General features: G+C 52.6%; 11 protein-coding genes and 1 pseudogene. 3 read left to right on the forward strand and 9 right to left on the reverse strand.

What is annotated here, in order from left to right:
* Positions 1-75: 75 nt before the first annotated feature.
* From BUA85_RS15285 to BUA85_RS15315, 7 genes are all read right to left on the reverse strand, one after another.
* Positions 76-1,695 (reverse strand): dihydroxyacetone kinase subunit DhaK, encoded by a 1,620-nt coding sequence (locus BUA85_RS15285; protein ID WP_072902812.1) that lies wholly within the window; start codon positions 1,693-1,695, stop codon positions 76-78.
* A 10-nt stretch (positions 1,696-1,705) separates the two neighbouring features.
* Positions 1,706-2,701: an ABC transporter ATP-binding protein gene (locus BUA85_RS15290; protein ID WP_072902632.1), complete on the reverse strand. Its 996-nt coding sequence runs from the start codon at positions 2,699-2,701 to the stop codon at positions 1,706-1,708.
* Positions 2,694-3,791, reverse strand: a complete 1,098-nt coding sequence (locus BUA85_RS15295) for an ABC transporter ATP-binding protein (protein WP_072902634.1) — start codon at positions 3,789-3,791, stop codon at positions 2,694-2,696. The genes BUA85_RS15290 and BUA85_RS15295 overlap by 8 nt, the downstream gene beginning before the upstream one ends.
* A 9-nt stretch (positions 3,792-3,800) precedes the next feature.
* Positions 3,801-3,989, reverse strand: coding sequence for a hypothetical protein (locus tag BUA85_RS15300; RefSeq protein WP_072902636.1), 189 nt, complete (start codon positions 3,987-3,989; stop codon positions 3,801-3,803).
* The gene (locus BUA85_RS15305) at positions 3,986-4,924 is read right to left on the reverse strand and encodes a carbohydrate ABC transporter permease (RefSeq protein ID WP_072902638.1); all 939 of its coding nucleotides are present in this window, start codon (positions 4,922-4,924) and stop codon (positions 3,986-3,988) included. Before BUA85_RS15305 ends, BUA85_RS15300 begins: the two co-directional genes overlap by 4 nt.
* Positions 4,921-5,868: a carbohydrate ABC transporter permease gene (locus tag BUA85_RS15310; protein WP_072902640.1), complete on the reverse strand. Its 948-nt coding sequence runs from the start codon at positions 5,866-5,868 to the stop codon at positions 4,921-4,923. The genes BUA85_RS15305 and BUA85_RS15310 overlap by 4 nt, the downstream gene beginning before the upstream one ends.
* Positions 5,869-5,980: 112 nt before the next feature.
* The gene (locus BUA85_RS15315) at positions 5,981-7,303 is read right to left on the reverse strand and encodes an ABC transporter substrate-binding protein (protein ID WP_072902642.1); all 1,323 of its coding nucleotides are present in this window, start codon (positions 7,301-7,303) and stop codon (positions 5,981-5,983) included.
* 197 nt (positions 7,304-7,500) lie between these two features.
* Here BUA85_RS15315 and BUA85_RS15320 point away from each other — a divergent pair, with 197 nt between their 5' ends.
* On the forward strand, positions 7,501-8,559 hold the full coding sequence (locus tag BUA85_RS15320; RefSeq protein ID WP_072902814.1) for a LacI family DNA-binding transcriptional regulator: 1,059 nt from the start codon (positions 7,501-7,503) through the stop codon (positions 8,557-8,559).
* Positions 8,560-8,693: 134 nt separating this feature from the next.
* Here BUA85_RS15320 and BUA85_RS15325 read toward each other — a convergent pair.
* Together BUA85_RS15325 and BUA85_RS15330 are read right to left on the reverse strand one after the other, a co-directional pair.
* A pseudogene (locus BUA85_RS15325) lies at positions 8,694-9,399 on the reverse strand (IS6 family transposase).
* Between the two features lie 941 nt (positions 9,400-10,340).
* Positions 10,341-10,703 (reverse strand): winged helix-turn-helix transcriptional regulator, encoded by a 363-nt coding sequence (locus BUA85_RS15330; protein ID WP_072902644.1) that lies wholly within the window; start codon positions 10,701-10,703, stop codon positions 10,341-10,343.
* A gap of 114 nt (positions 10,704-10,817) precedes the next feature.
* On the opposite strand from BUA85_RS15330, the gene BUA85_RS15335 reads away from it, so the two are divergent.
* The gene (locus BUA85_RS15335; protein ID WP_072902646.1) at positions 10,818-11,525 is read left to right on the forward strand and encodes a glutathione S-transferase family protein; all 708 of its coding nucleotides are present in this window, start codon (positions 10,818-10,820) and stop codon (positions 11,523-11,525) included.
* A 1-nt stretch (position 11,526) separates the two neighbouring features.
* Entirely contained in the window at positions 11,527-12,174 is a 648-nt protein-coding gene (locus tag BUA85_RS15340; protein ID WP_083526311.1) for a DsbA family oxidoreductase, read from the forward strand.
* Positions 12,175-12,302 lie beyond the last annotated feature (128 nt).

The raw sequence follows: 12,302 nt of genomic DNA on the forward strand, positions 1-12,302 counted from the left end.
GAGTCAGTTTTTTGTTACAACGCCCGTTGCCTCCCTAAACCAAAAGGCCGGCAAGACGAATGACGCTATAGGCATCTAAGCTGCCAGATGCTCAAACAAGCGAGCGACCGCTTCGGCCCCTGGGTCAACATGACCATCAAGTTGATCAGCATTGATATAGCTTGCGCGCCCAGCTTTTGCTGTAGTGAGCGTAGCCGTGTAATTTGCACCTTTTCTCGCCGCGGTTGCTGCGGAAGACATGCTCGTTTTGAGTCCGTCTAAAGCAGGAATGAGAGCATCAACCATCGTACGATCTCCCGGATTGGCACCTCCGATTTCTCGCATACGATCCAAACCGGCTCGCAACGCATCCTTCATTGGCAAGCCAGAAGAAGACGCGTCACCTGCAGCTGCAAAGAAAATTGCCAACAGCACTCCGGATGAACCACCCATAGTTTGGCTCAGTTCCAGCCCAATCGCACGATAGAGCTGCGTGTGATCTGCGAGCGGCAAGCTGTCCATTGCATCAATCAATGCGCGCGCCGCTGATGCTAACGTCGAGCCGGTATCGCCATCCCCAGATTTTGCATCCAGCGCATTTAGGTCGGCCTCGGACTCGATAAGAACTGTACAGCATGCAACAAGAAATTCTTTTGTTGCGTCATGAGCAGATGCCGGAGCACGGATTGGAGAAAGTCCATCTGGCAATGGCAATACGTCTGGCTCTGCGATTTCGTTCATCCCCGGCCAAGCAGAAGCCTCTACCGGTTGTGCAAGATGTTTCTCGTCGCCCTCTGCCAATTCAAGCAATGAAATCGAAAACCCATGCATGTCGAGTGCTGTCATTAAAGCGTCCGGACCAACGACATGGCGAATATTCGAACCTAATTCCGACGCAAGCAGGCTATTGGTCAGGATCGACATTTCCAAGCATGACGCACCACCCAGGTTATTGACCAGTGCAACATGTGGCGTTCTTGGCATACCGTCCGCAAGCTTCTCCGTCACTTTTGCAATCGCATCGGCGGCGCCGTTCGACGCCACTTGCTCGACACCTGCTTCGCCGTGAATGCCCAAACCCAGCTCCGCCATGCCGTGCGGAATCCGGTCCTCCTTGAGCGATCCCGGAACCGTACAGGTGTCCAGAGACATACCAATCGTCCGAGTGGATTTAACGACCCGCTCAGCTGCAAGGGTACATGCCTCTAGATTGGCGCCGTTTTCAGCCATCGCACCAGCAATTTTGTGAACGAACAAAGTTCCTGCGACGCCACGTGCCTGCGGCAAATCGGGCAGTGCGACATCATCGTCAACAATGACCATGCTGACCTTGTGGCCAAACGCTCTCGCCCGCTCGGCAGCAAGGCCAAAATTCAACCGATCACCTGTATAATTTTTGACGATCAACAGGCAACCGGCCGGGCCGGCAACGGCGAGGATACCGGCCAAAACTGCGTCAACGGAGGGCGAAGCGAAAACATCGCCACACACAGCCGCCGTTAACATTCCTTTACCCACAAATCCGGCATGTGAAGGCTCATGTCCTGATCCACCCCCAGACACGAGAGCAACTTTCGACTTGTCCCAATCGGACCGAACAACAACACGGATGTGCGGATAACCATCAAGGCGAGTAAGTTTTCCGCCAGACGCTTTGATTGTTCCATCAATGGCGTCGGTGACCATGTTCTCTTTTTGATTGATGAAATGTTGCATGTCTCTCCCCTTAGGCAACGCGTGCGCCATCGGCGTCAAAGTAGTGTGGATTTCTCGGCCGGATCTTAACGATGTCTCCGCCAGTCAGACGGGTATGAGCATCGGTTACGGTTACGATGTCATGGCCCTTGAAAATCAAATGTAAGCGCGTTTGATCGCCGAGCCTTTCTACGCGCGACACAGTGCTGTCCTCGCCTTCACCCTGGATGATTTGTTCGGGACGCAAGCCGATATTGACGGCTCCGTTGGGCGCACCCCCAAACGACTCTGCCGGAAGGACATTGATGCGAGGCTGCCCAAGGCGGCTTGCGGCATAAACACTTACCGGGTTCTCATAAATTTCCCGCGGCGTACCAAATTGAACAAGCTTTCCATTGTCTAGAACCCCAACGTGAGTTGCCATTGTCATAGCTTCGATCTGGTCGTGCGTCACATAGAGCAAGGTCGCTCCCGAGTTCGCCTGAATGTTCTTGAGTTCGATCCGCAAGTCAGACCGCAATTTTGCGTCCAAAGAACTCAACGGTTCGTCCATGAGATAGACAGCGGGGTTTCGGACCAGGGCTCTACCTATTGAAACCCGCTGCATTTCGCCGCCAGACAAAGCAGTCGCTTTGTTGTCAAGCTTATGGCTGATCTGAAGTATCTCCGCGACTTCGCCCACTTTTACATCAATTGCCGCTTGCGGCGTCTTTAGGATTGGGGACTTCAGCGGAAATTCCAAATTCTGCCGCACCGTCAAATGCGGATAAAGTGAGTACTGTTGAAACACCATCGCCACATCACGCTGCGCAGGCGTCAACCCAGCCATGTCGCGATCGCCAATCTTCACTGTTCCGCTATCAGGCTTGTCGAGCCCGGACACCATCCGCAATGTAGTGGTTTTTCCTGCGCCAGTTGGACCAAGAAGGACAACAAAAGATCCATCAGGAACAGTCATTGACACATCGCTCAATGCTGTATCGGCACCAAAGGTTTTCGACACGCCACTCAAAGTCACGTCAGCCATAGGCCAAAACCTCCATGTTCGCGGCGCTTCTGAGCGCCTGTCCTGTATCAGAATTGAACAGCGAAATCGTACGTGGATCAAAGGTGATACCTGTTTGATCACCGACCCGAGCGTCTTCTTCCGAAGACATTCGAACCTTCAATTCACCGTTCGCTGTATCCAGTGTAACGATTTGTGTTGTCCCCAAATATTCTGTTGCTGTGATCCGCCCACGATATGCTGCTGAATCATCGAGACTTAAATGTTCGGGACGAACACCCAGTGTTATTGCACCAGAAGCGCCTTCTCGTGTCTCAGGCACTTCAATGGATGCGCTTTCCAGAGTTACCGCGGTACTACCTTCGGAAACACTGGCATCAAAATCGAGGAAGTTCATTGGCGGCGAGCCGATGAATTGCGCTACAAACTTCGTTGCGGGCCAATCGTAGATGTCTTGTGGGGCACCGAATTGCTCGACAACACCGTGATTCATCACAACAATCTTGTCACCCATCTGCATAGCTTCGAGCTGATCATGGGTGACATAAACGGTTGTGGCATTCATGCGATTGTGCAGCGCACGAAGCTCCTCGGACATATGCTCGCGAAATTCTGCGTCTAGGGCCCCCAACGGTTCATCCATGAAGAATGCTTTTGGATCCCTGACGATTGCACGACCAAGCGCGACCCGCTGGCGGTCCCCGCCTGACAAGCCACCAACCCGTTTATCAAGGATATCCGTAATGCCGAGAATTTCGGCGATCTCGTGAACCTTTTTCTTCGCCTCTAACTTTGCCATGCCCTGACTGATCAGCGGATAACTGATGTTTTTCCCAACGTTCAAATGCGGATAGAGCGCAAACATTTGAAACACAAAAGCGATGTCACGTTGCCGCGCGGGCTTCATGCCCACCTCTTCGCCATCAATAAAGATTTCACCAGACGTCGGCAGCTCAAGCCCGGCCATCATCCGAAGTGTGGTCGTCTTTCCGCAACCAGATGGACCCAAAAGCATAAAAAATTCGCCGTCTTCAATGGTAAATGTGGAAGACTGTACAGCGGTAAAAGCGCCGAATTCCTTGCGCACATTTTCGATGCGTATCTGTGCCACGTGCGTCTCCTAGTTTGGAAAATGGCTGACGATGATGAACATCACCGTGCCGGTAAGGGTGACAACAAAGGAATAGGTGTACAGCACAAGCAGAAAGGGCTGCATCAGCATCAAGACACCTGTTGCGATGAGGATCGAAGCCACCATCTCCCAGGGGCCGCGGCGAAACCGCAGCAGGCCATTAATAAAGTCGGTCATTTGCGTACAGCTCCGAATGTGATGCCTCTGAGCAAGTGCTTCCGCAACAACACGGTGAACACCATGACAGGGACAAGGAATAGGGTGGCTCCGGCTGCTACGGCAGGCCAGTCCTTACCGTTCACACCGATGATATTGGGAATGAATGGTGGCGCGGTTTGCGCGGTGCCGGAGGTCAGCAAAACAGCGAACGCATATTCGTTCCATGCGAAGATCAGGCAGAAAATAGCAGTGGAGGCGATGCCTGTCGCTGCTTGCGGCAACACGACTTTGTAGAAGGCTTGGAACCTCGTGTAACCATCAATCAGAGCAGCTTCTTCGTATTCCATTGGAATCTCGTCGATAAACCCCTTGAGCAACCAGACGGACAGGGACAGGTTCACGGCCGTGTAGAGTAAGATCATGCCGAGATGGGTATCGTTCAGACCTAGATTCCGGAACATCAGGAAGATAGGGATCGCGACCGCAATCGGTGGCATCATGCGAGTGGATAGGATGAAGAACAGAAGGTCGTCCTTTAGCGGCACACGAAACCGGCTGAATGCATAGGCTGCCGCCGTTCCCAAAACCATGCAAAGCGCCGTCGAGCCAAAGCCGATAATGACTGAGTTCAGGAACCTCTCCCCATATCGAGAAGGGCCAGAGATAACAGTGCCTCGCTCACGCGCAATTTCTTCGTACCATGTTTGCGGTGGTCCGGCCTCCTCAAGCATTTCTGCCGTCGCACGCGTCCGGTCGGTGAATAGGTTTACATACCCTTCAAGAGTAGGTTCGAAGAATACCACCGGAGGATACGCAATGGAATCCGCCGGAGATTTGAATCCGGTTGCGATAATCCAAAGGAGCGGAACAATAGTGATGACCGCATAGATTACGACAAGTATTCCCGAAAACCACTTGGTACCTTTGGTTGGTTCTGTTACAGAAAAGCTCATCTTTCTTTTACCTTATTGAGCGCCTTCACGTAGATCGAAGCAAGCCCGAACACTGTGACAAACAGGATGACGGCATAAGCGGATGAGTATCCCGTGCGCCATTTTTCAAACGCTTCTCGTTTCAGGTCGATGGATGTCAGCGTTGTCGTGTTGCCCGGACCGCCGCCGGTCAGCTGCACCACGAGATCGAACATCTTGAAGTTTTCAATTCCCCGGAACAAGACGGCCAACATCAGGAAAGGCAGCGCCATCGGAATGGTAATGGTCCAAAACTGTCGCCACTTGCTGGCGCGATCGCACTCAGCTGCTTCATAGATGCTATCCGGAATCGACCGCAGACCAGCAAGGCAGATAAGCATTACAAACGGTGTCCACATCCAGGTATCGGCGATAATGATGGCCCAGGGCGCAAGATAGACATCCCCGATCATCGAAAAGTCTGCTGGATCGCCTCCAGTAAAGAACGTGACCACATAATTGAACAAGCCAATTTGAGGCTGATAAAGGAAGGTCCAGAAGTTACCAACCACCGCAGGTGAGAGCATCATTGGGAAGACGATGATGGTTGTCCAAAGGTCGTTTCCTTTGAATTTGTTGTTGATCAGGTAAGCCAAGGCAAAGCCGATCAGAACTTGGATAAGTATGGTCCAGAACAGGAAATGTGCAGTGGCCTGCATGGTGTGCCAGATATCTGGATCATTTAGGATACGCTCATAGTTGCGTAGCCCCACCCATTCGACTTCCTTATTTGGCCGATTTACCCTGTAGTTGGTAAAGCTGAGCCGGATCGTCCAAATCAAAGGGAAAATATTGACGGCAAGCAGGAGAAAGATCGTCGGCGCGACGAAAATCCAAGCGATAGACCGATCGGAAAGGCCACGTATTTTCTTTGCAATTCCATCGGGAGTATGCTGAGCCGCCTTAGTAATGGGGGAAGCTGTCATAGCTGTTATCCTTTGAATCGAACCGATCTGAATGCAGGCGCTCGACATCAGGTGGTGTCACCCCAGCCAGCGCGAAGCCGGCTGGAGAATTGACTGGAAGGAAAGCAGTTCTTTATAGCTTGCCTTCGTCTTCGAAGACTTCAACCCAATCCCGGACCAAGCCATCCAAAGCGTCTTGCGCGGTGCCATCACCAGCAACAACGTAGTTATGGATACGCTCCTGCATTGGGATCAATAGGTCGGCATAAGCAGGTTCAGCCCAGAAGTCCTTAACGATCGCCATGGAGTCGAGGAATGTCTGTGCATAAGGCTGGCTTGTGGCAAAGCTCGGGTCTTCAACAACGGCTTTGAGAGCAGAATAACCACCAAGCTCCCACCATTTGGCCTGAACTTCCGGCTGCGCAAACCATTGAATGTATTCAAGTGCCGCGTCCTGCTTTTCCGAATAGCTCACCACTGAAATGCCTTGGCCACCAAGCTGAGCAAATTGACCTGTCGGGCCCGCCGGGTTCGGAAAATACCCTGACTTACCGCTTCCGACATTCTCGTCTGCTTCAACACCTGGCCAGATGAAAGCAAAGTTCATCTGCATAGCGACCTGACCGGAACGGTAGGCGTCGATGTTCTCACCCATGTACCAGTTTGAGGATCCGGGAGGTGCACCCACATCATAAAGTTCTTTGTAGAATTCCAGTCCTTCAACGGCTCCTGCTGAGTTAACGAAACCATCAAGATCGTATGGCTGATCGGGGTTCTCATAGAGGAAGCCATAATTGTACAGGGCATTAGTTACGCCCATTGTGATGCCTTCGGATCCGCGCTCCGTATAAATCGCCGCACCATAGACAGTTGTGCCGTCAATATCGCGCCCCTGAAAAAATTCAGCGATATCTTTCAATTCACCCAGCGATGCCGGAACACCGAGATCACGGCCGTAGGTTTCTTTGAATTCGGCCTTTAGCTCCGGACGATCAAACCAATCCTTTCGATAAGTCCAACCTACAACGTCGCCAAAAGCAGGAAGCGCATAATAGTTCGGTGTATTCTTGGGCCATTCTGAGTAACCCGTTACTGTTGCTGGAATGAAATCATCCATCGAAATGCCATTCGCATCGAAGAAATCATTCAACTTCACATAGTGGCCATTTTCTGCACCACCGCCGATCCACTGGCTGTCGCCGATCATAAGATCACAAAGCTGACCGCCCGAATTCAATTCGTTCAACATCCGATCCGCAAAGCTCGTCCAAGGAACAAACTCGAAACTCATGTTGTGACCGGACTGCTCCTCAAAATCCTTGGAAAGTTCGATCAATGCATTGGCTGGATCCCAAGCCGCCCAGCAAAGCGTCAGGTCTTCGGCTTGTGCCGCCGTTGACAAGCCAGACGCGAGGATTGCGCCTGCGGCAACGGTAGTCATCATCTTGGTCTTCATTGGATTGCTCCTCCCATATCCATTCAGCACCGCGTCTCCTCGCCACGACTCGGCTTGCGATAAGTGCTAAATGAGGCACGTGCGTCAATGCAAGTTTTTTTTGAGACACGTGCCTCATTTCTTGCTACATAACACCCAAACTATAGACCTTTTCCGCGACACGCCCCGCGCTTGCGACAATGCAAATGTTTGATAAGATGAACAAAACTGAGACATTAACCCGTACTCCAGAAATGCTAAGGCCGACGACAAAAGATCTAGCGAAAGAGGCCGGCGTCAGTCGAGCTACCGTCGACCGCGTTCTGAATGGCCGTGAGGGGGTTAAGCAAAAAACGGTCGATCGTGTAAACGAAGCCATCGAAAAGCTCGGTTTTGTACGCAATATTCAAGCCGCAAACCTAGCGAGATCGCAAAAATATCGCTTTGTTTTTGCGCTACCCCGATCCGGTGACCAGTTCCTCGAAGAGATTATTCGACACATCGAAGAAGCAGGAACGACATTCGCCGAAGATCTAGTTTGGTGTGATGTCCATCAAATCGACGAAAACGACCCCCACAGTATCTCTGCGTTTCTCGCGACACTCAACAGCGACAAAGTGAGCGGAGTCGCCATCATGGCGCCGGAGTCGCCGCAGGTCCGCGACGCCATCTTTAGGCTTCAAGAGCGTGGAGTGGCCGCCCTGCCCTTCATATCTGACCAAACCACCGCCAATGATCATTGGGTCGGAATGAATAATCATTCCGCTGGGGCAACCGCAGCCAACCTGATCGGTAGGTTTAGCGGCTCCGCCACAGGGTCAGTTATGGTGATCGCTGAAAGTATGCTATCACGCGACAGCCTGGAAAGACGCCTTGGCTTTGATGAGGAACTCAACACCTTTTTCCCCAACCTCAAAGCGCTTCCGTCTCTGGAAACCTATGGCAGTATGGATCGCGCCCATGAAATCATTTCCAGCGCCGTCTCAAACAACCGAGACCTCATTGGCCTCTACGTGATGTCATCTGAAGCCCGACCACCGTTGATGACTCTAAAGGAGTTACAAGGCCCAAAAGAACTGATCACGATCGCTCATGAGCGAACACCATTTACAGAAGCGGAACTGCGGGCAGGACGACTAGACGGAATTATCGCGCAGAATTCAGGCCACCTGGTAAGAAGCGCTGTCAGAAAGCTCAAGGCGACCATCGACAAGCGCAAAGCCAAGGGATCGCAAGAAAAGATCCGTGTCGAAGTGATTTTACGAACCAACCTTTAGTCATCGGTCAGTTTTCCCAAATACGGGAAATCTAGTGCGATCGGTGCCGCCAGAAGAATCGCTTCATTCAGTCCTCACAGGGGCGCTATCAGACGAATTCGTACCAGTCTCAGTTTGCCGCTGATCGCGCGAACCTATTCGGAACAAAGTAGACGCCACTTGGCGAGAGCGGCGCTTCGGTTTAGTTTGAAATTGTCTCGTGAGAGGGGGTGGCGGACCTGGTTGAAGTGATTTGAGACGGAGGCGTCTACAGCGACGAATTTCTGAAGACTCCGCATCCGCCGAATCCGGAGCTTAGCACGTTCTCTTCGTCGGAATGGTAAGTGTGAATTCTCAGCTCGATTGTTGAGCCATCGGCCGACTTCCTGCCGTGTGTCGGCGCCGATTTCGCGTAGGGCGGCTCCATAAGACCGGAGTTTGTCTGTCACGATCTCTTTGGCTCGACCATGCTTACGCAGTGCTTTCTTTAGGAATTTCAGGCCTGCCTTCTTATCGCGGGCCGTGGTAACGTAGCTTTCAAGCACTTCACCCTCATGATCAAACTGCGCGCCAAAGGTAATGCATCTCGCCATTGATCTTCACGAACATCTCGTCGAGGTGCCACCGCCAGCGGCTGGACTTCATACTTTCAATACGACGCTTCCGGATCTCGGCAGCATACGTCGGACCAAAGCGATGCCACCAATATCGAACCGTCTCGTGGCTGACATCGACACCTCGTTCGTGTAGCAAATCTTCCACGTTCCGGAGCGACAAAGGTAAACGAAAGTACAACATTACCGCCAGGCGGAAAACCTCTGGGCTGGTTTTGAAGTAGCGAAATGGGTCGGATTTTGTCATCCCGCGAAGCTACAAAACCGCCCTGCCCGCCTCAAGCTGGTTTCTTCTGACAGTGCCATTGATAGCGCTCTCGCCAAAACTGCAGGCCGCCATCCTCGATGGTACACAGGCCCCGCACCTAAATCTCGAAACGCTGGTGCGCGGACATATACCTCTGGATTGGGCACAGCAGGATCTCTTGTTCGGCCCCAATTCTAGCGCTCCTTGATAAGTGATATTGCTTCCCTGCTCCGGGTAGAAAATTCCCTGTTCCGTGAAATAATTTCCCTGTTAGGGGATTTATGGAAATTGCTGATAAAGCGCTGATATTGCTTTCTTTATCGCACCGGCAATCAACTCTATTTGGCCGTTTCGGGCTAATTTCCCTGTAAATTAGCCCTTATCAGGGAAAACCAGACCGAGGAAATCTACCAACTGAGACAAATGGAGACAGATCCCGCACGTGGAGGGATACGATCCGTCTCAGTCGCTGATGCGCGTTTACAACCCGCGGAAACTACGCGGGAATTCCAGCCGAAACGGGAGTGACAATGCGAGACGGGGTGAGTGGCGGACTGGGGATCCGCCAAATCTAAAGCACAAGGCTATGTTACTAAATTCTTTTTGTTCAGCATCCAAATACTATACCACATTTAATACCACATCGTGTTACGATTTTGGCTAACAAATACGGTCGAGGAACTTTTTCCTTGCTGCAATTAATGACCACTTTGAGCCCAACTTAACCAAAAGCTATCTCGCAGCATTGTTGGATGCACCATATCTTACCCTACACGAACGGCCCAAAGCTGCCGTTGACCACCTCATCTTGATGCTGCGGGTGCAGCCCGCTTTGCGGTCGTTCGCTGCGCTCGGAGACTCGCAACATTGTCAAGATTACCTGGCGCGGACTTTTGCTGAATTACACCCGAAAATGCGTCGAGAAGCGTGCTCATGATCAGCTAAGGCGTCCTGGGCAATCCCTCACTCCACTTTCTGAGCTCATCGAGGAACGTCAGAGCGGTTCGACCGAAGTCCGTGATCTCATACTGAACGGAGACAGGTGCGGAGTCCACAACCTCGCGTCGCACCAACCCTTGCGCCTCGAGTTGCCGTAGACGCTCGACAATCATCTTCTTGCTCGCCCCGCCAATCATTCGGGCAAGATCGTTGAAACGGACTGGACCATCCTTGAGGTGCCAGAGGATCGATCCCGTCCACTTGCCACCAATAATTCGCATGCCACTCTCAATGGCGCATGGTTCGATACAGGCTTCGGCCGCATGTCGCCGCCCCTGTTCGTCTTGCTTGACCCGTGCTCTCATTCTGATCTCTATTAGGTTACCAAAAGTATACTGGTTGCATTTCGTGCGCAGTGTCCAAATATGTCGGCAACAAGACACGCTGTCAAGCACCACTAAACATCTCAGGATCCCGATATGACGACGCCCGACATCCTTCTTTACACCGCCAACACGATGAACGGTTGGAAGCCGCTGATCTTCCTCCACGAGGCAGAGATCGACTACGAATTGGTGCCGATCAGCTTTTCCAAAAAAGAGCAGAAAGCGCCGGACTACATGAAGCTCAACCCCAATGGGCGCATCCCCACGATCGTAGATCGCGGAAATGACGACTTTGCGGTCTTCGAGTCCGGAGCCATCCTTTGGTACCTCGCGGAGAAATACGATCGCTTCCTCAGCCACAATCCCAAGGAACGGTCAGAGACCCTGCAGTGGCTGATGTTCCAGATGGGCGGCATTGGCCCAATGATGGGACAGGCCATGTTCTTTGAACGGATAGCAAAGCCCAATGGCGACGACGTGCCTTTCGCCACCAAGCGGTATGTGGACGAAAGCAGGCGCTTGCTGGAAGTGCTGGACACACGGCTGGCAGGGCGGGACTGGCTTGTCGGCGATGCCATGTCGATAGCAGACATTGCAACTTACCCTTGGGCGCGAAGCTATTTCTGGGCGACAGTCAGCGTGGAGGGGTTGCCTCATCTGCAAGCCTGGTTCGACCGCATGGATGCGATGCCAAAGGTCCAAGAGGCACTACAATTGCCAGAGCCGAGGCCGTCGGCCTTTGGCAAAGGGGATATTGATGCTGCTGCGAAAGCGAACGCAGCGCGGTTCAAGGAGGCCTGACATGACCCAACCCATTCGCGTCGACATCGTCTCAGACGTCGTTTGTCCTTGGTGTGCCATCGGATATTACCAACTGGCCAAGGCGGCGGATGAAACCGGCATCGAAATTGAGGTGCATTGGCATCCGTTCGAGCTTAATCCGCAGATGGCCGCAGAAGGTGAGAATTTGCGCGAGCATCTCGCCGCCAAATACGGAACGACACCGGAAGGCTCAAAGAAGGCCCGTGCGCGTTTATCCGAGATGGGAGCCGCCTTGGGGTTCATGTTTAATTATGCAGACGACATGCGGATGGTGAACACCTTCCGGGCGCATCAACTCATCGATTGGGCCGAAAATCAGGGCCTTGCGCACGACGCGAAGCTTGCTCTTTTTGAAGCCTTTTTCACGCGGCGCGAGAACCTGAATGACCCAAGCGTCCTGGCCGAAGTCGCGCAAAGCATCGGGCTGAATCACGATGCGGCTTTGGCCATGCTGTTGTCCGGCGAGATGGCCGACATCGTGCGCCAGAAAGAACAGTTCTGGACGTCCCGCGGCGTGACAGGCGTGCCTGCGATGATCTTTCAACGGCAACATCTCGTCAGTGGGGCGCAGGGCGAAGACAACTATGCCCGAATTCTGGGGCACCTAGCGGAAATAGTGGCCGCTTAGGTCGGACAATTCGGCGCAAAGCCGCCGTCCACCGGCTCGCTTAAATTATGCAGACGCAGCCCGCATTGCGGACTTTCGCTGCCAGCGCGAGAAAGGAAGTCGCTCCTGCAGTGTTTGAGTGGCAAGAA

This window comes from Cognatiyoonia sediminum (genome assembly GCF_900129845.1).
Lineage (GTDB): Bacteria > Pseudomonadota > Alphaproteobacteria > Rhodobacterales > Rhodobacteraceae > Cognatiyoonia > Cognatiyoonia sediminum.